Below are 25,500 nucleotides of genomic sequence, written 5' to 3' on the forward strand. Positions count from 1 at the left end.
CATGTCCAAGAAGAGCAATTTCGCGCGCCACCGGGCAGTCCCCACGCGCATCAACCCCCTCGTCACCGCATCCCGCGCGGTCAGCGCCACCGCTTCGGTGGCCGGCAAGCCCGCCGCCGTCGTTGTTGCCGCTTCCGGCATCATGCTCGGTGCAGCGCTTCCGGCAAGCGCCGCCGGCGAGATCAGCGTCGAGTCCATCAGCACCCAGCCGGCAGCGGCGACCACCGTTGCGGCAGGTACCTACACTGTCCAGGCCGGTGACACCCTCGGGAGCATCGCAGCAGCCCACGGTGTGAGCCTCGAGGCCGTCTTCACGGCCAACGGCCTCGGGTACAGCTCGATCATCTACCCCGGCCAGTCGATCTCCCTCGGCGGTTCCGCTGCACCCCAGCAGTACTCCACCCAGTCTGCAGCCATCGTCGCCGCTCCCGTAGCTGCACCCGTCGCTGCACCCGTAGCGGCTCCCGTAGCTGCTCCGGCAGGCAACTCGACGGGCCTCAGCACGCAGGCTGCGGCGTTCTCGCCGGTAGCGACCAGCGGCATCACCGCGACCGCGATGCAGGGCCTCGGCTCGGCATACGTCTACGGCGGCACCTCCTTCGGCGCCTGGGACTGCTCCGGCTTCGTGCAGTGGGTCTACGCACAGAACGGCATCAGTCTGCCGCGCACCACCTGGTCGCAGTTCGCAGCCCTGACGCCCACCAGCAACCCCCAGCCGGGCGACCTGGTGAGCCAGAACGGCGGCAGTCACGTCGGTATCTACCTCGGCAACGGCCAGATGATCAGCGCGCTGAACCCCTCGCAGGGAACGCTCGTGCACTCGGTCAACGCCATGTCGGTGGACGGCTACTACACGCGATAACCCTGCACCGGCCCTGCGCCGGTACCAGGACGATACGAAGGAAGGGCGGGATGCACAGCATCCCGCCCTTCCTTGTCGGTCCGGTCGGTCCGGTCGGTCCGGTCGGTTCTGCCGGTTCCTGGTGCCGGGTCAGCCGCGGTAGTGCGCAGCGAGCCGCTCGAGGCCTTCCTCGATGCTGACGGACGGCTGCCAGTCCAGCACCGCCCGCGTGTGCCGCTGGTCGAACCAGTGCGCCGTGGAGAGCTGTTCGGCCAGGAAACGGGTCATGGGGGGCTCCTCCGCACGTCCGAGTGCCAGCCATGCCCGTTCGATCACCGCGCCGGCGCCCCGGGCCAGCGCCCCCGGCACCGACCAGGCGGGGGGCCGGACGCCGCCGGAGCGGCAGATGCCGCCCAGCAGCTCCGCGATGGGGCGCGGCTCGCCGTTCGTGACCACGAATGCCTGCCCCTGCGCGGCCTGCATGCGATCGAGGCAGGCGACGATGGCCGATGCCGCGTTGTCCACGTAGGTGGTGTCGATGAGTGCGGTACCGCCGTCGAGCAGCGGCAGGCGACCATGCCGGGCCCGCTCGAGGACGCGTTCGACGAGCTGTGTGTCGCCCGGCCCCCACACGATGTGCGGCCGCACCGCCGCCACGCGGAACTCCGGCGTCGAGCGTGCGAGGGCGAGCAGCTCCGCCGTCGCCTTGGTCCGTGCATAGTGTCCGCGCGCGTACTCCGGGTCCGCGGGGCCGGCCGGAGCGCCTACCAGCGACGTGCCGTCGTGGGCGACGGACGGGGAGGAGACGTACACGACGTCGGTGGCGCGGGCCTCCTGCGCGGCGTCGAGCAGGAGCCGAGTCCCCTCCACGTTCGTGCGCTCGAACTCGGCCGGCGTCCCGGTGAAGGACACCTTCGCGGCGAGATGGATCACGGCATCGCAGTCCCGCACCGCTGCCGTGACCGCCCCAGCGTCCCCGATGGAGCCGAGGAACTCCTCGACCCCGTCGATGCCGGACGGACGGCGCTGGAAGCACCGCACGTCGGAACCGCCGGCCAGGAGGTGTTCCGCGACGGCCCGGCCCAGCATGCCGCTGGCACCCGTCACGAGGACGGTCACAGGGATCCCGCCCGGTCCCCCGACAGGAAGCGGCCGCTCCACGCGGCGACGCGCGTGCGGTCGATCTTGGCATTGTGGCGGATGTCGACCGGGAGTGCGGGCACCGCGAGAACGGCCGCGAGATCCACGCCGAGGTCCCGAGCCGCCGCCCGGGCAGCTGCCGCGAGCCGTGGGTCGGCCAGACGCGGGTGTCGTCCCGCCGTCTCCGCCTGGAGGACCGCCACGACGGCCTGGGTGCCCACGGGCCCGACGCCGACGACGGCGGCGAGGTGCACTCCGTCGAGTTCCTCCAGCGCCTGCTCGAGCCCGACCGGGGTCAGGACGCCTCCCGCCGCCGTCACGACATGGCCCAGACGGCCTTCGACCCACAGGCGTCCTTCGGCGTCGAAGTGGCCGACGTCGCCCGTGCGGTGCCACGGAGGCGTTCGCGACGACTCCTGCTGCGTCCTCCACAGGCGGAAGTAACGGTCCTTGACGTGCGGGGCATCGACGAGGATCTCCCCGGTCACCCCGGGGGCGGTCGTCGGTTCTCCCGCCGCCGCGCCTGTGCCGTCGAGGGGGCTGACCGCGGCACGGGCACCGGAGACCGGGCGCCCGACGCAGACGCCGTTGCCGGCGCCCTCGAGCCCGGCGGCCGCCGCTGCGGCAGCGGTCCGGATCCCCGCCAGGTCGATGTCCGCGACGAGCAGCGACTCGGTCATGCCGTAGGGCGTGTGGAGCACGGCGGACGGTACGAGGTCCTGCACGGCGTCCAGGAGCGGGACGGGAACCGGGGCGCCGGCGGAGAGCAGGAGCGAGATCCTGCCCAGGGCCGCCCGCCCGAGTCCGGTGACGTCCGCCGAGGTCGTCAGGACGTTCCGCAGGGCTGCGGGGGACGCGAAGACGACGGTCGCGTCGACGGCCGCGGCGGCGTCGGCCAGTGCCTGGGCGGTCAGGGTCCCGGGAGTGGTCACGTCCATGTAGGGCGTGACGGACGTCGCACCGAGGGCAGGACCCAGCAGGGCGAAGGGGGCGAAGCCCGCGACGAGCGCGGCTCCCGGTCCCAGTCCGAGAGTGGTCTCCACGGCGTCGCGCATGGCGGAGAGCTGCCGGTGCGTGTACACCACGCCCTTGGCCGGCCCGGTGGAACCGGAGGTGAAGAGGATGGCGGCATCGGCGTCAGGTGCTGCTCCCGCCGGGTCTGCGGGACCGGCGGCGCGGAGGTCGTTCAGTGAGGCCTCGACCCGCAGTGCCGCCCGCCGCACCGGCGACAGCGGAGCGACGCTGATGCGGCGCCCCGGCCAGCCGAAGGCGCGCGCAGCGAGGAGCGCCCGCTCGATGCCGATGACGAAGTCGGGCGCGGAACCCTTCACGGCCCGGCTGAGGCCGCGCGCCCCGAGCCCCGCGTCCGCCACGACGATCACCGCGCCGATCCGGAGGCACGCATAGATCAGGACGGTCAGGTCGACTCCGGGCGGGACGAGCAGGCTCACCCTGCTGCCCGCGCCGAAGCCGAGCGCGGTGAGGCCCCCGGCGACGGCGCGGATGTCGTCGTCCAGCTCGCGCCAGGACAGCGTGCGCGTCCCGGCGGCCGTCAGCTCGGCGACGGCGGTCGTGGTTCCTGCGGGACCGGCCGCCAGTTCCGGGATGCGGGCGCCGAGCGGCAGGTAGGCGGTGTCCTGCTGGACGGACCGCGGAGGATCCTGCTGGAGATCCTGCTGGATATCCAGTCCAGCATCGTCCCGCTCCGTCCCGGAACGGGATTCCCCGACGGAGCGGTTCCCGAGCCACTCCATGGCCGTCGAGGCCGTCGGGGCGTCCTCCTGCACGAGGTGGCCGGCCCGCTCGAAGCGGTGGATGTCCGCGTGCGGCATCCGGCGGGCGAGGTCCTCGAGGTAGGGGTCGGAGAAGATCGGATCGTGCGGGCCCCACATCAGAAGGACGGGCACGCCGAGGCTGCGGATCCCCTCGGCCGTCGTGGTGAGGGCGCCGTAGCTCGGGTGGGACGGGTCGGCGGGGATGTCGGAGACGAAGTTCGCGATGCCCTGGCGTGCGGCGGGCGTGCGGTAGGGATCCCGGAACGCGCGGCGTACGGCCCGGTCCAGGGCGGGCCGGGCGAGGGACAGGGTCACGTCCAGGAACGCCGTGCTGGTCCTGGTGCCGAGCCCGTGCACGCCCGGCGCGAGCGCGAGCCGCAGCGGAGCCGGGATCGGACGGTCGGGATCCTGGTGGATGGCCGTGTTGGTCAGGATGACGGCGGCGAGGTCGTCCCGGTTGCGGTTCGCATAGCCGAGGCTGATGACGCCGCCCCAGTCGTGTCCCACCGTGACCACGGGCCCCGACAGGCCCACGGCGGCGACGAAGTCCTCGAGGTCGGTGATGCGGTGCTCGAGGCGGCGGAAGACGCCCGTCCGTTCCGAGTAGCCCATGTCGAGCTGGTCGACGGCGATCACGCGCCACCCGGCCTCCAGCCCGGCGGCGAGGTAGGTCCGCCACAGGTAGGACCACGTCGGGTTGCCGTGGACGCACAGGAGCGTCCCCCGCGCGCTGCCGGTGTCGTCCTGGCCCAGCCCGTTGTCGAGGTAGTGCCAGCGATGGCTGGTGCCCGGGGCGTCCGCGGCACTGGACGAGGGCACGTCGATGTACGTCGACCACGAGGGGTCAACGCCGGGGAGTGCTACCACGCAATCTCCATCATGGAGGTGTTCAGGCCCGATCCGACGCCCAGGCACAGCACGCGGTCTCCCGGCGAGAGCGACTGGGACTCCTGCGCGAGGGTCATCGGCAGCGATGCGGGCCCCACGTTGCCCCAGTGCGGGAAGGTGATGGGAACGCGCTCGCGCTCGAGGTCCACGGCCTTGATGATGGCGTTGGTGTAGGAGTTGGAGACCTGGTGGGTCACGTAGCGGTCCATCGCGTCCCAGGACCAGCCGTCGGCCTGCGCCTCGTGCCATGCGGTGACCACGAGTTCGAGCCCGCCGTCGAGCAAGCCCTTCGTGTCGGTGTACATCCCGTCGATGCCGCCCACGCACAGTTCGTGGTGCTGCGTGCCGGCACGCGAGACGCCACCGAGGATGCGGTGCGACCCGGGGTGGGAGTCGGCGGGACCGAGCACGGCGGCGGCAGCCCCGGAACCGAGGGTGAGGGTCGCGAATTCGCTGAGGAAGTCCTCACGGGTGGAGTCCTCGCGGTTCAGCCGCTTGAACGTCGCTTCCTGGGTCCGCTGGGCGTCCTCGCCGGCGACGATCAGGGCGTACCTGATCTGCCCGGAGTCGATCATGTTGGCGGCGAGCGTCATGCCGTTCACGAAGCCGAGGCACGCGTTGGCCAGGTCGAAGTTCATGGCGGACGAGGGGAGACCCAGGGAGTGGTGGATCTTCACGGCGACCGACGGTTCGAGGTTGCGGCGGGTCACCGAGGTGTTGATCAGCAGGCCGACGTCACCGGGTTCGATGCCGGCTTCCGCCATGGCCTTGGCTCCCGCCTCGATGGCGGCGTCGTCGAAGTCGGACCCGGGCGACCACCAGCGGCGCTCCGTCACACCGGCCACGCGCTCGAGGAGCCGCTTCGAGAGCCGGAGCCTCTTCAGGCTGGGCGCCAGCCGTTCGTCGAACTCTGCGGAACTGACGACTACCGGCGCCTCCACACTCGTGACGGCGAGCAAAGCCGTGTTGTCATGTCGAAACGTCGCGTTACCGGTCAAATTTCCTGCCTCGTCAACTGGTCAGCGCCGGTAGGTGGCCATGGGGGATCCACGGATGGATCGGCCTGGACGCCTCTGGATACTGCTGAAACGGATACTGCTGAAACTTTTGTAAGCCTACTTCTTAATGCACCGGCCGGTCACTCCCGATTCGCGGAGGTCACGGCCGTGTCCGCCCGCTACAGTCCCACACTCCGTACAGTCGGTGCGTTCCAGTAGATTAGGGAGGTCCCATTCCCCCTGGAGATCCTGACACTGTGCATCTGAAGAGTCTAACCATGCGGGGGTTCAAGTCTTTCGCCTCGGCGACGACCTTCGACTTCGAACCCGGCGTGACCGCCGTCGTCGGCCCCAACGGTTCCGGCAAGTCCAACGTCGTCGACGCACTCGCCTGGGTCATGGGGGAGCAGGGTGCCAAGACGCTGCGCGGCGGCAAGATGGAGGACGTCATCTTCGCCGGGACGTCCGGACGGGCTCCGCTCGGGCGGGCGCAGGTCTCCCTCACCATCGACAACAGCGACGGCGCCCTGCCCATCGAATACACCGAGGTCACGATCTCGCGCACCCTCTTCCGCGCGGGCGGCTCGGAGTACGCGATCAACGGCAAGAACTGCAGGCTCCTCGACATCCAGGAACTCCTCTCCGACTCCGGGCTCGGACGCGAGATGCACGTCATCGTCGGGCAGGGACAGCTCGACAAGGTGCTCCATGCCACACCGGAGGAGCGGCGCGGCTTCATCGAGGAAGCCGCCGGGATCCTGAAGCACCGCCGCCGGCGCGAGAAGACGGTGCGGAAGCTCGACGCGATGCAGGCGAACCTCGCACGCCTGTCCGACCTCACGGCCGAGCTCCGGCGGCAGCTGACCCCGCTCGGGAAGCAGGCCGAGGTAGCACGCCGTGCCCAGCAGGTGCAGTTCACCGTGCGGGACGCGCGGTCCCGCCTGCTCGCGGACGACCTGGTGACCCTGCGCTCAGGGTTCGAGCGGGACGTCGCCGCCGAGGCCGCGCTCCAGGCACGCCGGGAGGAGGTCGAGCAGGCACTCGGTGCCGCCCAGGAACGCCAGGCCGACCTCGAGCAGGCCGCCGCGGGGGCCGTCCCGGCCCTCAACCGGGCGCGGGAGACCTGGTACGCGCTGTCCAGTGCCCGCGAGAAGCTCGCGGCCCTCGCCGCCCGTGCCGAGGATCGCGGGCACCTGCTGGGACAGGGCGGCCCCGAGCCGGACTCCGGACGCGATCCCGACCACCTCGACCGGCAGGCCGCACGTGTGCGGACCGAGGTCGCGGCCCTGCAGGAGGAGGTGGCCGCGCTCGGACACGCACTCGAAGCGACGCTGTCCGCACGTCGCGCCGCCGAGGACGCGTCGGCCGCCGAGGACGCGAGGCTCGCGCGCCTGCTGCGCGCAGCCGCCGACAGGCGCGAGGGCGAGGCCCGGCTGGCGGGAACCGTGGGAGCGGCCCGGTCCCGCGTCGAGTCGGCCGTCGCGGAACTCGGACGCCTCCGGGCGTCCATCGCCGCCGCCGAGGAACGGCGCGGTGCCGCCGAGCGGGACTTCACCGCGCTCGAGGGCCAGGTGGCCGGTCACGAGGAGGGCGAGGAGGGCCTCGACGCCGAGTACGAGGAGGCCTCGGCTCTCCTCGAAACCATCACGGACGAACTGCAGGCGCTCGCCGGCGAGGAGCGCGCCGCCGAGCGGGAACGGAGCGCCCTCGCGGCCCGCCTGGAGGCGCAGCGTGAGGGGCTGCAGCAGCGCGACGGCTCGGGCGCCCTCCTGGCCGCCGGGCTCGACGGCGTGGCGCTGCCGCTTCCGCAGCTCCTCCAGGTCCTACCGGGCTTCGAGAAGGCGGTCGCCGCGGCGCTCGCGGGCTCCGCCGATGCGGTCACCGTGGAGAGCGTCGCCGCCGCCGTCGCGGCACTGGAGCTCCTGAAGCACGACGACGCCGGACAGGTGTCGCTCGTCGTCGCCCCCGGGGCCGGGTCGGACGGGCGTCCGGCGAAGGCGTCTCAGCGCGGAACCGGTCCCGTCGATCGGAGCGCCGTCGTTCCCGTGCTCTCGGTCGTGGAGGTCCCCTCCGCACTCCGTCCCGCCCTCGAGGACCTGCTGCGCGGCGCCGTCGTCGTCGAGGACCTGGACCACGCCCGCAGCGTGATCGAGGACGGTGCGGCACCGCTCGCCGTCACCCGCGACGGCGACGTCCTGTCCCGCCACGCCGCCCGCGGCGGCACCCCCGGCGCGGCAGGCTACCTGGAGCTCCGCGCCGCCGCCGAGGAGACGGAGGAGCGGCTGGCCCAGGCCGTCGCCTCGACCGAGCGCCTGCGGTTCCGACTGTCGGGCGCGAGGACCCGCCAGCAGGCCGCGCAGCAGCGCGTGGACGCGGCGCTCGAGCGCCTGCACGAGTCCGACGCGCGCATGGCCGCCGTCGCCGAGAAGCTCGGACACCTCAACGCGAGCCTGCGCTCGGCATCCGGCGAGGCCGAACGGCTGGCCGCACTGATGCGGACCGCCGAGGCCAACCTCGCACAGGAGGAGACCCGGCTCCAGGAGGCGGCGCAGCGGTTGAAGGACCTGCAGGAGCAGCCCGTCGAGGCCGAGCCGTCCACCGAGCAGCGGACCACCCTGCACCGAGCCGCCGCCGACGCGCGGCAGGCCGAGCTCGAGGCGCGGCTGGCCCTGCGCAGCGGCGAGGAGCAGCTGTCAGCCCTCGGGAACAGGGCGGCGTCGCTGGAGCGCGCGGCCCAGTCGGAACGCCGGGCGCGCGACCAGGCGGCGGAGAAGGCACGGATCCGGCAGGCCCAGGCCGTCAAGGCCGCGGCGGTCGCCCGGGCAGCCCGTGCTGCGGAGCGGCGGGCCGCGGAGTCTGTCGCGGTCGCGGCCGAGCAGCGCGATGCCGCCGAGCGGCTGCGCGAACAGCAGGACACGGAGCTGCAGGCGGTCCGGAAGGCCACGGCGGATCTCGGCGCCGAGCTGGCACGCCTGACGAACTCCGTGCATCGTGACGAGCTCGCCCGCACCCAGCAGAGGCTTCGGATCGAGGCCCTGGAGAACCGATCCATCGAGGAGCTCGGGCTGACGCCCGACCACCTCGTGGACGAGTTCGGCCCGCACCTGCCCGTACCCGAGGACTCCGCGGACTCCGCGGCGGACAAGTGGGCGGCCCTGCGGGCACCGGTCGACGACGACGGCATCCCGGTGCCGCAGGGGATCCCGTTCGTGCGGGAGCAGCAGGAGAAGAGGCTGAAGCGCGCGGAACGGGATCTCGCGGCGCTCGGCAAGGTCAATCCCCTCGCCCTGGAGGAATTCGCGGCACTCGAGGAGCGGCACCAGTTCCTCAGTACGCAGCTGGCGGACCTCAAGGCCACCCGGAAGGACCTCCTCGACATCATCCGGGAAGTCGACGAGCGCGTCGAGCGCGTCTTCACGGCCGCCTACCGGGACACGGCCGAACAGTTCGAACGCGTGTTCGCCACGCTGTTCCCCGGTGGTGAGGGCAGGCTCGTACTCACCGATCCCTCCGACATGCTCGCCACGGGAATCGAGGTGGAGGCTCGACCCGCCGGCAAGAAGATCAAGCGGCTGTCCCTGCTCTCGGGCGGGGAACGCTCGCTGACCGCCGTGGCGCTCCTGGTCGCCATCTTCAAGGCACGGCCCTCGCCCTTCTACGTCATGGACGAGGTCGAGGCCGCCCTCGACGACACGAACCTGGGCCGGCTCATCAGGATTTTCCGGGAGCTCCGCGAGTCGAGCCAGCTCATCATCATCACGCACCAGAAACGGACGATGGAGGTGGCCGACGCGCTCTACGGCGTCACCATGCGCGGTGACGGGGTGTCCACGGTCATCAGTCAGCGCCTGGACGCCGAGGAGCAGCTCCTCGGCTAGCCGGGGACCCGGTCCCGGGACTGCCGGGGGAGGGTCTCGCGGGCCGCGAGCCAGGTGAGGGCGGCGACCAGGGCCAGGGCACCCGTGGCCACGAAGGCCAGGGCGTAGGAGCCAACGACCAGCCGGTCGATGATGAGGCCGGCGACGATCGGGCCGAAGATGGCGCCGAGGTCCGCGCTCATCTGGAACGTCGCCAGGACCTTGCCTCCACTGCGTCCGGTGCCGATGATGTCCGCCACGGCCGCCTGCTGCGCCGGATTCAGCAGCCCCGTCCCGATCCCACCGACCACGCAGATCGCCAGGAAGACGGCGATGCTGCCGGAGAAGCCGAGTGCGGCCATCGCGGCGCCGTTGACCAGGAGCCCGGTGATGACCAGCGGCTTCCTGCCGGCCGTGTCGGCGAGGCGCCCGGACACCGTCAGCGACAGTGCGGTCCCGCCCGCGAAGAAGGCGAGCGAGATGCCTGCGACCTGAGGCCCGGCGTCGAGCACGGCGGTGGCGAAGAGCGGGACCAGGGCCATCCGGATGCCGAACGAGGACCACCCGTTGGCGAAGCCCGACATGAGTGACGCACGGTAGGCGGAGTCGCGGACGGCTTCCCGGACCGACAGCGGCGCCTGGTGGCGTGCCGCCTGCCGGTCGGCGAGCGAGGTGTCCCGGAGCTGGAAGAACACGACGGCGGATGCGACGAGCAGCGCGACCGCATACGCGAGGAACGGCACGCGGAGCCCGAGGCCGGCGAGCAGGCCTCCGATGAGGGGCCCGCCGATACTGCCGAGCAGGAAGGCCGTGGCGTAGGCACCGGAGACCCGGCCCCGGATGGACGGCGGTGCGAGCCGGACGATCAGCCCCATGGCCGAGACGGTGAACAGGGTAGACCCGATGCCGCCCAGGCCGCGGAAGATCAGCAGCTGCCAGTAGTCCGCGGCGAAGGCGCACGCGGCGGTGGACAGGGCCACGATGAGCAGCCCGATGATGTACACCGGACGCTCACCGAGCTTCTCCACGAGCCACCCGCCCGCCGGTGCGAACAGGAGCCTCGTGAAGGCGAAGGCGCTGACGATCACGGACGCCGCCGTCACGCCGACGTCGAAGCTCTGCGCGAACTGCGGCAGGATCGGGGCCACGAGCCCGAAGCCGATGGCGATCACGAACGCCGCCGCGATGAGGACCCGGATCTCGCGCGGGATGGCGAGGCGCTCCGGCGCGGGAGCGTCACCCTCTCCCCGCGTCCTCCGCGGAAGGATCCGAAGGAGGGACTGCTTGCGAGCGCGAGGGGAACCGGCCATGGTCCTCGCATTCTGTCACCGCATCGGTCGGATGCTCAATCGGCCCGTATGAGAAGGTGGATCAGTGAACGACATCCTTCTGCCTGTCATCTTCGTCATCCTCGCGATCGCCGTGATCGGGTCGCTCGCGGTCCTCCTCGTCCGGGGCAGGCGCACACCTCCCGGGCTCTATTCCTCGCCGAGGGATCCCGACGACCAGGCCGGCGTCACCGCCCATGGCGCGACCTCCACCGACGTCCTCGACAGCCCGGGTGGGACCACGACGGACGTCCTGGTCCCGGACGACCTCAGCACCCTCGACGAGGCGCCCCCCGCCCCGCGCTTCGACACCGTCGAACCCATGCAGGGCCGCCTCGCCCGGCTGCGGGCACGACTCGTCCGCTCGAACAACGCACTCGGCAAGGGACTGCTCGCCCTGCTGTCGCGCGACAGGATCGACGAGGACGTCTGGGACGAGGTGGAGGAGACCCTCCTGATGGCGGACCTCGGCACCGAGCCCACCATGGAACTGGTCGATGCGCTGCGCGAGCGCGTGAAGGTGGCCGGCAGCCGCAATCCCGCCGAGGTCAAGGACATGCTCCGTGAGGAACTGGTGAAGCTCGTCGATCCCTCGATGGACCGCTCGCTCGCCACGCAGCGGCATGCGGACCGGCCAGCGATCGTGATGGTGGTCGGCGTGAACGGGGTGGGCAAGACCACCACCGTCGGCAAGCTCGCACGTGCGCTGGTCGCCGACGACAAGGACGTCCTCCTGGGCGCGGCGGACACCTTCCGCGCGGCCGCGGCGGAGCAGCTGGCCACGTGGGGGGCGCGCGTCGGCGTCCCTACGGTGAAGTCCGACGTCGACGGCGCCGATCCGGCGTCCGTGGCCTTCGAGGCCGTCAAGGCGGGCATCGAGCAGGAAGTCGACGTGGTCCTGATCGACACCGCCGGGCGCCTGCAGAACAAGGTCGGCCTGATGGACGAGCTCGGCAAGGTCAAGCGCGTCGTCGAGAAACAGGGCACGGTCGACGAGGTCCTCCTGGTACTGGATGCCACCACCGGGCAGAACGGACTCAACCAGGCGCGCGTCTTCGCCGAGGTCGTGAACATCAGCGGCATCGTGCTCACCAAACTCGACGGGACCGCGAAGGGCGGCATCGTGGTCGCGATCCAGCGCAGCCTCGGCGTGCCCGTGAAGCTGATCGGCCTCGGCGAGGGCGCCGACGACCTCGCGGCCTTCGACGCCGAGGGCTTCGTCGACGCGCTGCTGAGTTAGACGCGCTCCTGAGCGAGAGGCGTTGCCGAGCCAGCTGTGCTGACGGGACGCGCCGTCGACCGGGCCGCCACGTAGGGTCCCTCCGATGATCCGGCAAGGGGCCGGGCTGCCGGAAACCTGCCGGAAACATCTGCGTCATTCGCCTTTTACGTCGGTGAGACTGATGTAACCTGCGCGCAATGTTCCGCCCCAGGGACGGAAACACGCCCATCGCATTCTGGAGGTGCGGGAAGTCCCCGCCCCTTTGGAAGGATCGTGTTTGATGGACCTCACAGCAGGCCACGTCTGGGTGATGATCTCAGCTGCCCTCGTACTCCTCATGACTCCGGGCCTCGCCTTCTTCTACGGCGGGATGACCCGTGCCAAGGCCGCACTGAACATGATGATGATGAGCTTCATCGCCGTCGGGCTCGTGGGGGTCGTCTGGGTCCTGTGGGGCTACTCGATGACCGGCGGGGACGGCATCGCCCAGCTCTTCGGCAATCCGTTCACCTCGTTCGGGCTCGCGAGCCTGATCGGCACGGAGGACCTCATCGGCGCGGGCTACGGCGCCACCTTCGCCATCATCACGGTGGCGCTCATCAGCGGAGCCATCGCCGACCGCGCCAAGTTCGGTGCCTGGACCATCTTCGTACCCATCTGGGTCACCGCGGTCTACTGCCCGCTCGCGTTCATGGTGTGGGGCGGTGGACTCCTCAGCGCTGACGGTGCTGTCGGTGGCGCCGTCGGGGAAGCCATCGACTTCGCCGGAGGCACGGTCGTGCACATCAGCGCCGGTGTGGCCGCCCTGGTCCTCGCCCTGATCCTCGGCAAGCGGCAGGGCTTCGGCCAGGACCCCGCCCAGCGCCCCCACAACATCCCGTTCGTGATGCTCGGTGCCGCACTCCTGTGGTTCGGCTGGTTCGGCTTCAACGGAGGCGCGGCAGGAAGCGCCGAAGAAGCCGGCCTGATCTGGATCAACACCATGGCCGCCCCCGCCGCTGCCATGGTCGGCTGGCTCATGACCGAGCGGATCCGCGACGGACGCCCGACGTCCCTCGGCGCCGCCTCGGGCATCGTCGCCGGCCTCGTCGCCATCACCCCCGCCTGCGCCAACGTCAGCCCCATCGGCGCCGTGGGCCTGGGCCTCCTCTCGGGCGCGGTCTGCGCCCTGGCCGTCGGCATCAAGTACCGCCTCGGCTTCGACGACTCGCTCGACGTCGTCGCCGTCCACCTGGTCGCAGGCATCGTGGGCACACTGTCCCTCGGCTTCATCGCACTGCCGGTCGAGGGCGCCGGTGGCGGACTCTTCTACGGCGGCGGCGCAGGCCAGCTCGTGGCCCAGGTCGTCGCGGCCTCCATCGCGATCGCACTCTCCGCCGTCATGACCGCCATCATCGGCCTGGCGATCCACAAGACCATCGGGTTCCGGGTCAGCGCCGACAACGAGATCGGCGGCGTCGACCTCTCGGAGCACGCGGAGACCGCCTACGAATTCGGTGGACTGGGAGTGGGCGGATCCTTCCACCCCTTCGCCGAGCAGATGTTCACGCCGCACAAGACCACGCAGAAGACCACCCAGCAGAACGTCACGGAGGGCATACATTCATGAAACTGGTGACAGCGATCGTTCGTCCCGACAAGCTCGACGGCGTCCGGGGAGCCCTCGAGAACTACGGGGTCCAGGGCCTCACGGTCAGCCAGGCGAGCGGCTACGGCCGCCAGCGCGGCCACACCGAGGTCTACCGCGGCGCCGAGTACACCGTGGACCTCCTCCAGAAGGCGCGCGTCGAGGTCCTCGTCGCGGATGCCTGGGTCACCGACATCGTGGATGTCCTGGTCTCGACGGCCAACACGGGGCGCGCCGGCGACGGCAAGGTCTGGGTGATCCCGGTCGAGGAAGCCGTCCGGGTCCGCACGGGTGAGCGCGGAGACGCGGCACTGTAGGGGACGCTGGACCCCGCGCGGCGGGGACCGCAGCAGGAGAACGACGGAAGGGCCGCCACACCGTGGCGGCCCTTCCGTCGTTCTCGGGAGAAGGTGGAGGAAGCGCGGGGGGAGCCGGGGGAGCGGTCGTCAGAGCCGGCCGTGGGACGACGGCCAGGACTCCGGTCCGTTCGATCCCGCGGGGTACTCCTCGAGGGGTACCCGGTTCTCCGACCAGGCCTTGAGGACCGGCTCCACGATGCGCCAGCAGTCCTCGGCGGTGTCACCGCGGACGGACAGCGTGGGATCCCCGGCGAGGACCCCGTCGAGTACCTCACCGTAGGGGAGCAGGTCCGTCTCGTTGAGGTCCGCACTGAGGGTCGCGCGGTCCAGCGAGAAGATGTCACCGGGCCCGTTGACGTCGAGTTCGAGCTGGAGGGTGTCCGGTCCGAATCCGATGCGCAGCTTGGTGGGCGCGTCCTGTCCCGTGAAGCCCACGGGCAGGTGGCTGACGGGCCGGAAGGTGATGACCGCTTCCTTGCGCTTGATGCCGAGGGCCTTGCCGGAGCGGAGGACGAACGGCACGCCCGACCAGCGCTCGTTGTTGATCGAGACGGTGACCTCGGCGAGGGTCTCGGTGCCCTTCGAGGGATCGACGCCGGGCTCCGCCGCATAGTCGGGGATCTGGCGATTGCCGATGGAGCCCGCCGTGTAGCGGGCGCGGCGGCTGCTGCCCGGGCTGTCGAGGTCCACCGAGCTCGCCCGGAGGATCGAGCCGATGTGGTCCCGCAGGTCCCGCTCGTGCAGGGTCGACGGCGCGTTCAGCGCCAGCAGCGCCATGACGTGCAGCAGGTGGCTCTGGATCATGTCGCGCAGTGCGCCCGCCCCGTCGTAGTAGCGGGCGCGGTTCTCCAGCGCGAGGTCCTCGTCGAAGATGACCTCGACCTTCTCGATGTGGAGGTTGTTCCACACCGGCTCGAGGATGCGGTTGGCGAAGCGCAGGCCCAGGATGTTGAAGACGGTCGCCTTGCCGAGGAAGTGGTCCACGCGGTGGATGTTCTGCTCCGGGACCAGTTTCGCCAGCTTCTCGTTGAGCTTGTGGGCCGACGCCTGGTCCGTCCCGAACGGCTTCTCCATGACGAGGCGCGTGCTCTTGGGCAGGGAGTCCGGTCCGAGGGCGCTGCAGGCCTTCTGGCTGATGGCCGGGGGCAGGGCGAAGTACAGGGCTACCGGGCCTTCGAGTGTCTGCACCAGGTCACCGAGCCCGTCCTGGGTGACGTCGATCAGGTGGTAGGCGCTGGTGTCACGCACCTGCTGCAGGGATGCCCGGCCGGCGTCGTCCGCCTTGTCGAGGGAACCCGCGAACGCACCGTCGATGCGCTCGCGCCACTGCTCGTCGGTGAGGTCGTCGGATCCGGCGCCCACGAGCTTCAGCCCGTCGGCCCTGCCCAGGCGGATGAGCCGGGCGAGCCCCGGAAGCAGCAGGCGTCCCGTGAGGTCGCCGGAGGCCCCGAGGATCAGGAGTGTCTTCACCCGGGTATCGGCATCGGCGGGAATGGTGTCGTGTTCTGCGAGGGAGGAAGTATCCACCTCTTCACCTTGCCACTTATCCCTGCGCGTGTCCTGCCCTCCCGCGATGCGTCGCCGGTTGCGCGGGAAGTGTCCGCTGCGGCCGGTCCCACCGGCGTCGGGCATCCCTCCGGGACCCCCAGTTGGTACCCTAGGGAGTTGAGTCTCTCTACTTCCCGATGAAAGAAGTTCACGGCACGTGTTCAATTCACTCTCCGACCGGCTGACTGCGACCTTCAAGAACCTGCGTGGCAAGGGCCGCCTCACCGAGGCGGACATCGACGCCACCGTCCGTGAGATCCGGCGCGCCCTGCTCGACGCCGACGTCGCGGTGCCCGTGGTGCGCGCCTTCACAGCCGCCGTCAAGGAACGCGCCCTCGGCCTCGAGGTCTCCCAGGCCCTGAACCCGGGCCAGCAGGTCGTCAAGATCGTCAACGAGGAACTCGTCGGGATCCTCGGCGGAGAGACCCGCCGGATCCGCCTGGCGAAGAACCCACCGACCGTCATCATGCTGGCGGGCCTGCAGGGTGCCGGAAAGACCACGCTCGCCGGAAAGCTGTCCAAGTGGCTCAAGGGCCAGGGACACAGCCCGCTGCTGGTCGCCTGCGACCTCCAGCGGCCGAACGCCGTCCGGCAGCTCCAGGTGAACGGTGAGCGCGCAGGTGTTCCCGTCTACGCGCCGCACCCGGGCGTCAGCTCCGAATTCGAGTCCGCCACCGGTGATCCGGTCGCCGTCGCCCGCCAGGGTGTCGCGGAGGCGCGGGCGCGCCTGCACGACGTCGTCATCGTCGACACCGCGGGCCGTCTCGGCGTGGATGCCGAACTGATGCAGCAGGCAGCGGACATCCGTGCCGCCATCAGCCCCGACGAGGTGCTGTTCGTCATCGACGCGATGATCGGCCAGGACGCCGTCAACACCGCGCTCGCCTTCAACGAGGGCGTCGACTTCACCGGTGTGGTCCTGACCAAGCTCGACGGCGACGCGCGCGGTGGCGCCGCCCTCTCCGTCGCCTCGGTCACCGGCAAGCCGGTCATGTTCGCGTCCACGGGCGAGGGACTGAACGACTTCGAGCTGTTCCACCCCGACCGGATGGCCTCGCGCATCCTGGATATGGGCGACATCCTGACGCTCATCGAGCAGGCGGAGCAGTCCTGGGACAAGGACGAAGCGGCCCGGATGGCGAAGAAGTTCGCCGACCAGGAGGAGTTCACCCTCGAGGACTTCCTCGCCCAGATGCAGCAGATTCGCAACATGGGCTCCATGAAGAAGATGCTCATGATGATGCCCGGTGCCGCCAACATGCGGGAGCAGCTCGAGAACTTCGACGAGCGCGAGATCGACCGTGTCGAGGCCATCGTCCGCTCCATGACCCCGCACGAGCGCCTCGCCCCCAAGATCATCAACGGATCGCGCCGCGCGAGGATCGCCCGCGGTTCGGGCGTGCACGTCTCCGAGGTGAACGGACTGCTCGAGCGCTTCACCCAGGCGCAGAAGATGATGAAGAAGATGGCATCCGGCGGAGGGATCCCGGGCATGCCAGGCATGGCCGGCCCCGGCGGCTTCGGCGGTCCGCGCAAGGCGAAGGCCGTCGCGGCCAAGGGCAAGAAGAAGCCGCGCTCGGGCAACCCCGCGAAGGCTGCGCAGGAACTGCAGGAAGCGGAGGCGCGGCGCACCGCTGCCCGTACGGCGGCGCCCACGGGTGCGGCGTTCGGCGGCCAGCAGGACTTCGATCCGTCGGCCATGAACCTCCCGAAGGGCTTCGAGAAGTTCCTCGGGAAGTAGTGACTCCAGTGCAGCCCGCACCGGGCCCGGCGGGTTCCCGCCCGTGCTGAGCCTCGAGCGCGTCGTCTTCGTCCATGGCAGTGGTCGTTTCGGAGCCGCGGCCTGGCCGAAGCAGCACGGCCTGTCGCTCGACTTCGACTGCCTGTACCTCCGGCGCCACGGCTTCGACGCGGAGGCGGAGCCCCTCGCGACGGACCACGATCGTGACCAGGAGATCGTCGCCGAGGCCCTGGGCGCCGGCGGCCACGTCGTCGCGCACGCGGAGGGTGCCGTTCCCGCCATGCTGCTCGCCGTCGAGCGGCCGGACCTCGTGGGCTCCCTGACGCTCATCGAGCCCGCATGCCTCTCGCTGACGGCGGGCCTCCCCGCGACGAAGGCGCACATCGACCTGATGGCGCCCCTGGTCGCCGAGCGCCACGCGATGTCGGACGGGGATTTCCTCCGGGAGTTCCTGCGGCGCGGCTCCATCGCGGAGGAAGCGGAGGAACCCGTGGGCGGCGTCGGGCGGAATGCCGCCCGGCTGCGGCTCCAGAGCCCGCCCTGGGAGGCTCCGCTGTCGATCGTCCCCGGCGTGCCGACCCTCGTCCTCACCGGTGGCTGGGAGCCGCTCTACGAGGAGGTGGCCCAGTACCTGGCCGGAACCGGCGCCATCCACCGCGTGGTCCCCGGCGGGCACCGCCCGCACGACACCCCCGAGGGTGCCGCCCTCATCCGTGCCTTCCTGCGCTCCACAGGCGAGCAGGCCGCGGCGTGAGGAAACGCGTTCCAGTGGGCCGCGCTCCGTTCCCTGCCGGCAGGAACCCTGCCGACATGACCTCGCCGGCAGGAACCCTCGCCGACATGACCCCGCCGACATGACCCCGCCGACATGACCCCGCCGTCCGGTGGGTACCTGCACCTCACGGGCACGGTGCTGCTGTCGCCGTCGCGCTCCGTCCCCGACGTCTACGTGCAGGACGGCCGGTTCACCTTCACGCGCCCGCTCGGGGCGCCGTCGCGCACGCTGGAGGGGTGGATCCTGCCCGGCCTCGTCGACGCGCACTGCCATGTCGGCCTCGACCGGAGGGGCCGCGTTCCGGACGCCCTGGCCGAGCAGCAGGCCCTGGCCGACAGGGACGCGGGAACGCTCCTCATCCGGGACGCCGGTGTCGTCAACGACACGCGGTGGGTGCAGCAGCGGCCGGATCTGCCGCGGCTGGTGCGGGCAGGGCGCCACGTCGCCCGCACCCGCCGCTACTTCCGCGACTACGCCGTGGAGGTGGAGCCCGCGCAGCTCGCCGACGCCGTGGCGGAGCAGGCACGGAGCGGCGACGGCTGGGTGAAGATCGTGGGGGACTGGATCGACCGGTCGCTCGGGGACCTCGCTCCCGCCTTCCCGACCGCGGCCCTCAGGGACGCGGTCGACGCCGCCCACGCCGAGGGCGCCCGCGTCACCGCCCACTGCTTCGCGGCCGACACGCTCGACGGGATGCTCGACGCCGGCATCGACTGCATCGAGCACGCCACGGGGATGCTTCCCCGGCACATCCCGCGCTTCGTCGAGCAGGGCGTGGCCATCGTCCCGACACTGATCAACATCGACACGTTCCCCGCCATCGCCGACGGTGCCGCGGAGAAGTACCCGGACTATGCGGCGCACATGCGGCGCCTGTGGGGAGGACGGCAGGACATGGTGCGCAGGGCCCACGATGCCGGAATCGCCGTCTACGCGGGAACGGACGCCGGGAGCGTGATCGCGCACGGCCGCCTCCCGGACGAGGTGGCCGCGCTCGCAGCCGCCGGGCTGGGTGCCACCGCGGCCCTCGACGCCGCCTGCTGGTCCGCCCGCCGCTGGCTGGGCTTCCCCGGTATCGAGGAGGGGGCCGGTGCCGACGCCGTCGTCTGCTCCTCCGACCCCCGCCGGGACGTCGCCACTCTGGCCGACCTCCGGGCGATCGTCCTCCGCGGATCGATAGTGCTGCCCCGTACCGCGGAATAAGGCGCCCTCCCCGGAATAACTTGAACCTTCAAGTAGTTATACGGGGACAGCACGACCACCGCCCGAGGAGCCGCTATGCAGCAGGACCTGCTACCCACCACCACCGCCATGGGCACGCTGACCCTTCGGGTCGGAGACCTCGCGGCCATGACCACCTACTACGCCACTGCGCTCGGTCTGGAGGTGCTCGAGGACCGCGCGGACGCCGTCGTGCTCGGGCGGCGCGGGAAGGCCGTCATCCGCCTGGAAGCCGCCGGCCACCTGCACCTGCCCCCGCGCGGCGAGGCCGGCCTGTTCCACACCGCCCTCCTGTTCGCGGACCGCGCCGACCTGGCCGCAGCCGTGGCGTCCGCAGCCCGCCATCCGCTCAGCTCCTTCGTGGGCAGCGCGGACCACCTCGTGAGCGAGGCCTTCTACTTCAGCGATCCCGAGGGCAACGGCATCGAACTGTACTTCGACCGCCCGAGGGAGACCTGGGACTGGTCCCGGGACGAGCGCGGGAACCGCTCCGTCGTGATGGACAGCCTTCCGCTGTCACCGCGGGCCTACCTGGAGGAACACCTGACGGAGGACGCCGTGTCGCATGCCGCGTCGAAGAGCGCGGAGGTCGGGCACGTGCACCTGCAGGTGGGCGACGTGGACACGGCGCAGCGGTTCTACGTCGGCGTGCTGGGATTCGAGCGGACAGCGGGCTGGCACGACCAGGCCCTCTTCGTGTCGGCCGGAGGCTATCACCACCACATGGCCATGAACGTCTGGAACAGCAGGGGCGCCGGCCCGCGCAAGGACACGCTCGGTCTCGGTGAGGTGCTCATCCAGGTGCCCGCCGCCAACGAGGTGGGGGCGCTCGCCGACCGCCTCGCCTCCGCCGGCATCGAAAGCCATTCCACCGGAGCCGAACTGCGCTTCGAGGACCCCTGGCGCAACCGGCTGAGGGTCGCCGTCGCGGGCTCGCCGGGCGGAATCGCCTAAACTACCCCCGTCTGGCACAATAGATTCGTACTCGATCCGTGCAGCCCCTCTCTCTGTGCGTGAATTGTGTCCTTTGAACCCCTCTGAATGGCCCGCCCCACGGGAGCAGGATGACGGGTTCGCCCCTTTTCATTTACAAGGAGTGACCACACAAGTGGCCGTAAAGATTCGCCTCAAGCGCATGGGCAAGATCCGCGCACCTTTCTACCGTGTCGTCGTCATGGATGCACGCTCCAAGCGTGATGGCCGTGCCCTCGAAGAAATCGGCAAGTACAACCCCACCGAGGAGCCCTCGTTCATCGAGATCGACTCCGACCGTGCGCAGTACTGGCTCGGCGTCGGCGCCCAGCCGACCGAGCAGGTCTCCGTGCTGCTGAAGATCACCGGTGACTGGCAGAAGTTCAAGGGACTCAAGGGCCAGGAAGGCACCCTGAGGACCAAGGCAGCCAAGGAATCGTTCGTCGCCCCCGAAAAGGGTTCCGTGATCGTCCCCGAGGCCATTACGCCGAAGGCGAAGAAGAACGACGACGCCGCCGCGGAAGCGACCGAGGCAGAGTAAGTTGCTGGCCGAAGCTCTGGAGCACCTCGTCCGCGGCATCGTCGACAACCCGGACGACGTCCGGGTCTCCGCGAAGAACAACCGCCGCGGTGAGACGCTCGAGGTCCGCGTCCACCAGGAGGACCTCGGCCGCGTGATCGGCCGCCAGGGGCGCACCGCCCGGGCGCTGCGCACCGTGGTCGCCGCCCTCGCGGACGGCGAGCCGGTACGCGTCGACGTCGTCGACACCGACCGCCGCCGGGGCTGACCCCTCCAGAGCACGGCACACCACGAATCGGCCCCGCCACCAGAACCTGGTGGTGGGGCCGACCAGTTTCCCCCGTAATCCCGCACCACGCCGGACCACCCGTGGCACAACCAGCAGGAGCAGCACGATGGAAGTACTCGTAGCCAGGATCGGCAAGCCCCACGGCATTCGGGGCGAGGTGACCGTCCAGCTCTTCACCGACGCCCCCGAGGACCGTTTCGAGCCCGGCGAGACATTCCGGGTCGAGGACGCCGCCGTCTCCGAGCTGACCGTCGCCAAGGCCCGGTGGAACAAGGACATCCTGATCGTGGGCTTCGAGCAGGTCGCCGATCGCAACCAGGCGGAGACGCTGCGCGGCGCCCGGCTCTTCATCGACTCCGACGGGACGGACGACGGCGACGACGACTCCTGGTACGAGCACGAGCTCGTCGGCCTCGATGCCCGCGTCGAGGGCGCGTCCGTGGGCAAGGTCACCGGCCTGCGGACGATGGCCGTCCAGGACCTGCTGGTCGTCGAACTCGCCGACGGCCACGAGGCCCTCGTGCCGTTCGTCGGCGAGATCGTACCCGAGGTGGATCCCGAGGGCGGCTTCGTGACGATCGTGCCGCCGGCGGGACTCTTCGACCTCAACACCCCCGGCTCCAACCAGGCACCCGACGACGGCGACGACGACGGAGCTTCAGAGGAGGCCCGCGACTAGTGCGCATCGACGTCGTCTCCATCTTCCCGGAGTACCTTGCCGCCCTCGACCTGTCGCTGATCGGCAAGGCCCGGCAGGACGGCGTCCTCGACGTACGGGTCCATGACCTCCGCTCCTTCACGACGGACCGGCACCGGACTGTCGACGACACCCCGTACGGAGGCGGAGCCGGCATGGTCATGAAGGCCGAGCCGTGGGCCCTGGCGCTCGAAGCGGTCCTCGCCGGGTCGCCCGCGGACGGGAACCGCCCCACCCTGATCGTCCCCTCACCGGCCGGAGCCGTGTTCAACCAGGCCATGGCGCACGAGTTCGCGGAGCTCGACCACCTCGTCTTCGCCTGCGGACGGTACGAGGGGATCGACGAGCGGGCGATCGACTGGGCGCGCGGGGCGTTCGACGTCCGCCCCGTCTCCCTCGGCGACTACGTCCTCAACGGCGGGGAGGTCGCCGTCCTCGCGATGGTCGAGGCCGTCGCCCGGCTGATCCCCGGCGTGGTCGGCAACCCGGAATCGCTCGTGGAGGAGTCCCACTCCGACGGCCTGCTGGAATACCCGGTCTACACCAAACCGTCGTCCTGGCGCGGCAGGGAGATCCCCGACGTCCTGCTGAGCGGCAACCACGCGAGGATCGCGCAGTGGCGACGGCTCGAGCAGTTCCACCGGACGGCGGAGCGGCGCCCCGACCTGCTGGCGGGCGTCGACACCGCGTTGCTGACGAAGGCGGACCTCAAGGCGCTGCGAGAGGCCGGGTTCGACGTCGTCGACGGCAGGCTGACCCGCCCGTCGCATTAGCAGTTGGTCCCGCTCCTGTGGAATAATCGTAGATTGTGTCCACTGGGCCGGACCCTGCCACAGGGGGCGTCCAGCCAACAGTCCCACACCGGCCACCGAATCTCCGGATCGGCCGGAATCCTGCTTCGGCGGCATTGCCCGGGCCCCGCGCCCTGTCCTTGACCGCCGTGACCAACGTGAATGACCTGTGGCGTTCGCCAGGAGTATCAGTATGCATATTCTCGATTCCGTTGACGCCGGATCCTTCCGCGACAACGTCCCCGACTTCCGCGCGGGCGACACCGTCAACGTCCACGTCAACATCATCGAAGGCAAGAACACCCGTGTTCAGATCTTCAAGGGCTTCGTCGTCGGCCGCCAGGGCGACGGCATCCGCGAGACCTTCACGGTCCGCAAGGTGAGCTTCGGTGTCGGCGTGGAGCGTACGTTCCCCGTCCACAGCCCGGTCCTCGACAAGATCGAGGTCGTCTCCAAGGGCGATGTGCGCCGCGCCAAGCTGTACTACATGCGCGAACTGCGCGGCAAGGCAGCCAAGATCAAGGAGAAGCGCGACCCCAAGACGGTCAAGTAACCTCCTGAAGGTGCACGAAACCCCCGCTTCCCGGCTTCCGGCCGGAGAGCACACGAAACGCCGGTCCCGCTGTGCGGGCTGGCGTTTCGTGTTCTCCGCCGTCCTCGTCGCAGCCCTTCTCACGGGGCTCGTGCGCGGTTTCCTCGTCGACGTCTATTTCATCCCGTCAGCCTCCATGGAGCCCCTGCTCAGGGAAGGCGACCGGGTGCTCGTCAGCAAGGTCGAGGACACGCCTGGCACCGTGCAGCGCGGGGACGTCGTCGTCTTCGACGGCCGCGGGTCCTTCGACCCCATCACCGACCCGCGCAGCCTCCCGGAACGCCTGGTCGCCGGCACGGCCCAGTGGCTCGGGCTGGCGGGGAGCGACACGGTCTACGTGAAGCGCGTGATCGGCATCGGCGGGGACCGGGTGGCCTGCTGCTCCGACGGCGGGCGCTTGACTCTCAACGGGAACCCCGTCGACGAACCGTACGTCCATCCGGGGGATGCGGCGAGCGATCTCGACTTTGACGTCGTCGTTCCCGAGGGCCGGATCTGGCTCCTCGGGGACCACCGCTCGGTCTCCATGGACTCCCGTTCGCTGCTCGGTGCAGCCGGCGGAGGCCTCGTCGCGGAGGATCGCATCATCGGACGGGCCTTTCAGCTAGTCTGGCCATTTGACAGGTATGCTCCGATCACCAGGCCGGTCGGCTGAAGCGACCGCCCTAGCGGCGCGGATGCCGCACCAGCGGGACTCCCTTCGGTGGAGGGGCCGCCGTGTACCACGACCACAGAGGAAACCAGCACATGGCACGGAGCTTCCGCAGGAAGTCGGCCGCGGGGGAACCCGCAGCACACTCGTTCGATCCCGACGCCGCCGCGACGGAGGCTCCCTCCGCCGACGGGATGCGGGACCGGAAGCGGGACCCGAAGCGGGACGCGAAGGACTCCGACCGGGGCTTCGGGGCGTGGCTGAAGGAGATCGGGACGATCGTCGTGATCGCGCTGGTGCTGTCCTTCCTCATCAAGACCTTCCTGTTCCGCGCGTTCTTCATCCCGTCCGGCTCCATGGAGGAGACCCTCGAGATCGACGACCGGATCTTCGTCAACCAGCTCGTGCCGCAGCCCTTCGACCTGCAGCACGGTGACATCGTCGTCTTCCGTGACACCAAGGGCTGGCTCCCGCCGCAGGCGGAGTCCAGCGTGAGCTGGTTCAAGGAAGCGCTCATCTTCGTCGGCCTCGCTCCCGACGAGTCGCAGCAGCACCTCGTGAAGCGCGTCATCGGACTCCCCAGCGACCATGTCATCTGCTGCGACGCCGAGGGCCGCATCACCGTCAACGGGGAGCCCCTCGAGGAGCCCTACCTCTTCCCCGGCGCCAATCCTTCGGACCTCCCGTTCGACGTCGTCGTGCCCGAGGGCAAGGTGTGGGTCATGGGAGACCACCGCAACGCCTCCGCGGACTCCCGGGCCAACCGCGACAAGCCCGGTGAGGGCTTCGTCGACATCGAGGACATCGAGGGCAGGGCCGCCGTCATCGCCTGGCCGCTGGACCGCATCGGCTTCCTCGGCAACCACCCGGAGGTGTTCGACGGCATCCCCGATCCCGAGCCCTCAGCACAACCCACTCCTACCGGATCATGACGGCCCTCCGGAAGAAACGCTCCTCAGCTCCCACCCTGAGCGTCGAGAAGTCCTTCGCCGTGGACGGCCACCGCTACATCGCCGGGTGCGACGAGGTGGGCAGGGGAGCGCTGGCCGGCCCCGTATCGGTCGGCGTCGTCGTCGTCGACCTCGATGCGGCTCCCGGCCTGCGGGGCGTCCGCGACAGCAAACTCCTCCTGCCGGCCGAGCGCCAGGCACTCGTGCCACGCATCCGGCGCTGGTCCGTGGCCTCCGCCGTGGGGCACGCATCGGCCGCGGAGATCGACGCGCTGGGGCTGATGGCCGCACTGCGGACCGCGGGCAGCCGTGCCTGGGCAGCCGTCCTCGACACCGTGACGCCCGACGCCGTCATCCTCGACGGCAACCACGATTGGCTCTCCGCCCGGTCCCAGGGCGTCCTGTTCGACGGCGAGAGCCCCGCGGCACCCGCCATCGGCTGCACGGCTCCCGTGCACACCCGGATCAAGGCGGACCTCAAGTGCCTGAGCGTCGCAGCGGCCAGCGTCCTGGCCAAGGTCGAGCGCGACGCCCTGATGGTCTCCCTGGCCGCTGACCATCCCGCGTTCGGCTGGGACGGGAACAAGGGGTACGCCACCGAGGGGCACCGTGCAGCCATCGACGCCCTGGGGCCCAGCGAGTATCACCGAAAGACCTGGCGGCTGGGAAGCCAGGACAGGACCGGCATGCCACACGCGGAAATTGGGGGATGATTGT

The 25,500-nt window shown here is 70.4% G+C and carries 22 protein-coding genes; 17 read left to right on the forward strand and 5 right to left on the reverse strand.

Going from position 1 to position 25,500, the window contains the following annotated elements:
* Window position 1: 1 nt before the first annotated feature.
* Complete coding sequence (locus tag P5G52_RS10500) at window positions 2-862, forward strand: C40 family peptidase (protein WP_363321883.1); 861 nt, start codon at window positions 2-4, stop codon at window positions 860-862.
* 129 nt (window positions 863-991) lie between these two features.
* On the opposite strand, the gene P5G52_RS10505 is transcribed toward P5G52_RS10500, so the two are convergent.
* Genes P5G52_RS10505 through P5G52_RS10515 form a run of 3 tightly spaced genes read right to left on the reverse strand, consistent with a single transcriptional unit; the run spans window position 992 to window position 5,642 of the window.
* Window positions 992-1,960: an NAD-dependent epimerase/dehydratase family protein gene (locus P5G52_RS10505; RefSeq protein WP_301227160.1), complete on the reverse strand. Its 969-nt coding sequence runs from the start codon at window positions 1,958-1,960 to the stop codon at window positions 992-994.
* Window positions 1,957-4,623, reverse strand: coding sequence for an alpha/beta fold hydrolase (locus P5G52_RS10510; RefSeq protein WP_301227162.1), 2,667 nt, complete (start codon window positions 4,621-4,623; stop codon window positions 1,957-1,959). The genes P5G52_RS10505 and P5G52_RS10510 overlap by 4 nt, the downstream gene beginning before the upstream one ends.
* Window positions 4,617-5,642 carry a 3-oxoacyl-ACP synthase III gene (locus P5G52_RS10515; protein ID WP_301227164.1) on the reverse strand — a complete coding sequence of 342 codons (1,026 nt, stop codon included), beginning with the start codon at window positions 5,640-5,642 and terminating at the stop codon, window positions 4,617-4,619. The genes P5G52_RS10510 and P5G52_RS10515 overlap by 7 nt, the downstream gene beginning before the upstream one ends.
* A gap of 257 nt (window positions 5,643-5,899) precedes the next feature.
* On the opposite strand from P5G52_RS10515, the gene smc reads away from it, so the two are divergent.
* Window positions 5,900-9,520: a chromosome segregation protein SMC gene (smc, locus tag P5G52_RS10520; protein WP_301227166.1), complete on the forward strand. Its 3,621-nt coding sequence runs from the start codon at window positions 5,900-5,902 to the stop codon at window positions 9,518-9,520.
* Here smc and P5G52_RS10525 read toward each other — a convergent pair.
* Entirely contained in the window at window positions 9,517-10,809 is a 1,293-nt protein-coding gene (locus tag P5G52_RS10525; protein ID WP_301227168.1) for an MFS transporter, read from the reverse strand. The two genes, smc and P5G52_RS10525, sit on opposite strands and share 4 nt — an antisense overlap.
* A 64-nt stretch (window positions 10,810-10,873) precedes the next feature.
* On the opposite strand from P5G52_RS10525, the gene ftsY reads away from it, so the two are divergent.
* The 3 genes from ftsY to P5G52_RS10540 all read left to right on the forward strand — a co-directional run bounded on the left by ftsY (window position 10,874) and on the right by P5G52_RS10540 (window position 13,993).
* Window positions 10,874-12,067, forward strand: a complete 1,194-nt coding sequence (gene ftsY, locus P5G52_RS10530; protein ID WP_301227170.1) for a signal recognition particle-docking protein FtsY — start codon at window positions 10,874-10,876, stop codon at window positions 12,065-12,067.
* Between the two features lie 262 nt (window positions 12,068-12,329).
* A complete protein-coding gene (locus P5G52_RS10535; protein WP_301227172.1) occupies window positions 12,330-13,658 on the forward strand; it encodes an ammonium transporter in 1,329 nt (442 codons plus the stop codon).
* The gene (locus tag P5G52_RS10540) at window positions 13,655-13,993 is read left to right on the forward strand and encodes a P-II family nitrogen regulator (RefSeq protein ID WP_055773303.1); all 339 of its coding nucleotides are present in this window, start codon (window positions 13,655-13,657) and stop codon (window positions 13,991-13,993) included. The genes P5G52_RS10535 and P5G52_RS10540 overlap by 4 nt, the downstream gene beginning before the upstream one ends.
* Window positions 13,994-14,122: 129 nt before the next feature.
* On the opposite strand, the gene P5G52_RS10545 is transcribed toward P5G52_RS10540, so the two are convergent.
* Window positions 14,123-15,562 (reverse strand): glucose-6-phosphate dehydrogenase, encoded by a 1,440-nt coding sequence (locus P5G52_RS10545; protein ID WP_301227176.1) that lies wholly within the window; start codon window positions 15,560-15,562, stop codon window positions 14,123-14,125.
* Between the two features lie 178 nt (window positions 15,563-15,740).
* On the opposite strand from P5G52_RS10545, the gene ffh reads away from it, so the two are divergent.
* The 12 genes from ffh to P5G52_RS10605 all read left to right on the forward strand — a co-directional run bounded on the left by ffh (window position 15,741) and on the right by P5G52_RS10605 (window position 25,496).
* Window positions 15,741-17,324, forward strand: coding sequence for a signal recognition particle protein (gene ffh / locus P5G52_RS10550; RefSeq protein WP_301227178.1), 1,584 nt, complete (start codon window positions 15,741-15,743; stop codon window positions 17,322-17,324).
* Between the two features lie 46 nt (window positions 17,325-17,370).
* Window positions 17,371-18,078 carry an alpha/beta fold hydrolase gene (locus P5G52_RS10555; RefSeq protein ID WP_301228764.1) on the forward strand — a complete coding sequence of 236 codons (708 nt, stop codon included), beginning with the start codon at window positions 17,371-17,373 and terminating at the stop codon, window positions 18,076-18,078.
* A 114-nt stretch (window positions 18,079-18,192) separates the two neighbouring features.
* Complete coding sequence (locus tag P5G52_RS10560) at window positions 18,193-19,302, forward strand: amidohydrolase family protein (protein WP_301227180.1); 1,110 nt, start codon at window positions 18,193-18,195, stop codon at window positions 19,300-19,302.
* Between the two features lie 75 nt (window positions 19,303-19,377).
* Entirely contained in the window at window positions 19,378-20,274 is an 897-nt protein-coding gene (locus P5G52_RS10565; protein WP_301227182.1) for a VOC family protein, read from the forward strand.
* A gap of 154 nt (window positions 20,275-20,428) precedes the next feature.
* Window positions 20,429-20,833, forward strand: a complete 405-nt coding sequence (gene rpsP / locus P5G52_RS10570; protein ID WP_301227184.1) for a 30S ribosomal protein S16 — start codon at window positions 20,429-20,431, stop codon at window positions 20,831-20,833.
* 1 nt (window position 20,834) lies between these two features.
* Entirely contained in the window at window positions 20,835-21,080 is a 246-nt protein-coding gene (locus P5G52_RS10575) for an RNA-binding protein (RefSeq protein WP_104118497.1), read from the forward strand.
* Between the two features lie 127 nt (window positions 21,081-21,207).
* Window positions 21,208-21,780, forward strand: a complete 573-nt coding sequence (gene rimM, locus P5G52_RS10580; RefSeq protein WP_301227187.1) for a ribosome maturation factor RimM — start codon at window positions 21,208-21,210, stop codon at window positions 21,778-21,780.
* Entirely contained in the window at window positions 21,780-22,571 is a 792-nt protein-coding gene (trmD, locus tag P5G52_RS10585) for a tRNA (guanosine(37)-N1)-methyltransferase TrmD (protein ID WP_301227189.1), read from the forward strand. Before rimM ends, trmD begins: the two co-directional genes overlap by 1 nt.
* 211 nt (window positions 22,572-22,782) lie before the next feature.
* Window positions 22,783-23,142 carry a 50S ribosomal protein L19 gene (gene rplS, locus P5G52_RS10590; protein ID WP_087075993.1) on the forward strand — a complete coding sequence of 120 codons (360 nt, stop codon included), beginning with the start codon at window positions 22,783-22,785 and terminating at the stop codon, window positions 23,140-23,142.
* A gap of 10 nt (window positions 23,143-23,152) precedes the next feature.
* Entirely contained in the window at window positions 23,153-23,836 is a 684-nt protein-coding gene (lepB, locus tag P5G52_RS10595; protein ID WP_301227191.1) for a signal peptidase I, read from the forward strand.
* A gap of 92 nt (window positions 23,837-23,928) precedes the next feature.
* Window positions 23,929-24,765: a signal peptidase I gene (lepB, locus tag P5G52_RS10600; RefSeq protein ID WP_301227193.1), complete on the forward strand. Its 837-nt coding sequence runs from the start codon at window positions 23,929-23,931 to the stop codon at window positions 24,763-24,765.
* On the forward strand, window positions 24,762-25,496 hold the full coding sequence (locus P5G52_RS10605; RefSeq protein WP_301227195.1) for a ribonuclease HII: 735 nt from the start codon (window positions 24,762-24,764) through the stop codon (window positions 25,494-25,496). Before lepB (P5G52_RS10600) ends, P5G52_RS10605 begins: the two co-directional genes overlap by 4 nt.
* The last annotated feature ends 4 nt before the right edge of the window (window positions 25,497-25,500 follow it).

The organism is Arthrobacter burdickii, assembly GCF_030433645.1.
GTDB classification, from domain to species: domain Bacteria; phylum Actinomycetota; class Actinomycetes; order Actinomycetales; family Micrococcaceae; genus Arthrobacter_D; species Arthrobacter_D burdickii.

Excerpts from the sequence above, each read along its gene's own strand:
- P5G52_RS10540 (WP_055773303.1), top strand. The coding sequence starts at position 13,655 with ATGAAACTGGTGACAGCGATCGTTCGTCCCGACAAGCTCGACGGCGTC.
- P5G52_RS10565 (WP_301227182.1), top strand. The coding sequence starts at position 19,378 with ATGCAGCAGGACCTGCTACCCACCACCACCGCCATGGGCACGCTGACC.
- P5G52_RS10500 (WP_363321883.1), top strand. The coding sequence starts at position 2 with ATGTCCAAGAAGAGCAATTTCGCGCGCCACCGGGCAGTCCCCACGCGC.
- rimM (WP_301227187.1), top strand. The coding sequence starts at position 21,208 with ATGGAAGTACTCGTAGCCAGGATCGGCAAGCCCCACGGCATTCGGGGC.
- rplS (WP_087075993.1), top strand. The coding sequence starts at position 22,783 with ATGCATATTCTCGATTCCGTTGACGCCGGATCCTTCCGCGACAACGTC.
- lepB (WP_301227193.1), top strand. The coding sequence starts at position 23,929 with ATGGCACGGAGCTTCCGCAGGAAGTCGGCCGCGGGGGAACCCGCAGCA.
- P5G52_RS10605 (WP_301227195.1), top strand. The coding sequence starts at position 24,762 with ATGACGGCCCTCCGGAAGAAACGCTCCTCAGCTCCCACCCTGAGCGTC.
- P5G52_RS10535 (WP_301227172.1), top strand. The coding sequence starts at position 12,330 with ATGGACCTCACAGCAGGCCACGTCTGGGTGATGATCTCAGCTGCCCTC.
- P5G52_RS10560 (WP_301227180.1), top strand. The coding sequence starts at position 18,193 with ATGACCCCGCCGTCCGGTGGGTACCTGCACCTCACGGGCACGGTGCTG.
- P5G52_RS10525 (WP_301227168.1), bottom strand. The coding sequence starts at position 10,809 with ATGGCCGGTTCCCCTCGCGCTCGCAAGCAGTCCCTCCTTCGGATCCTT.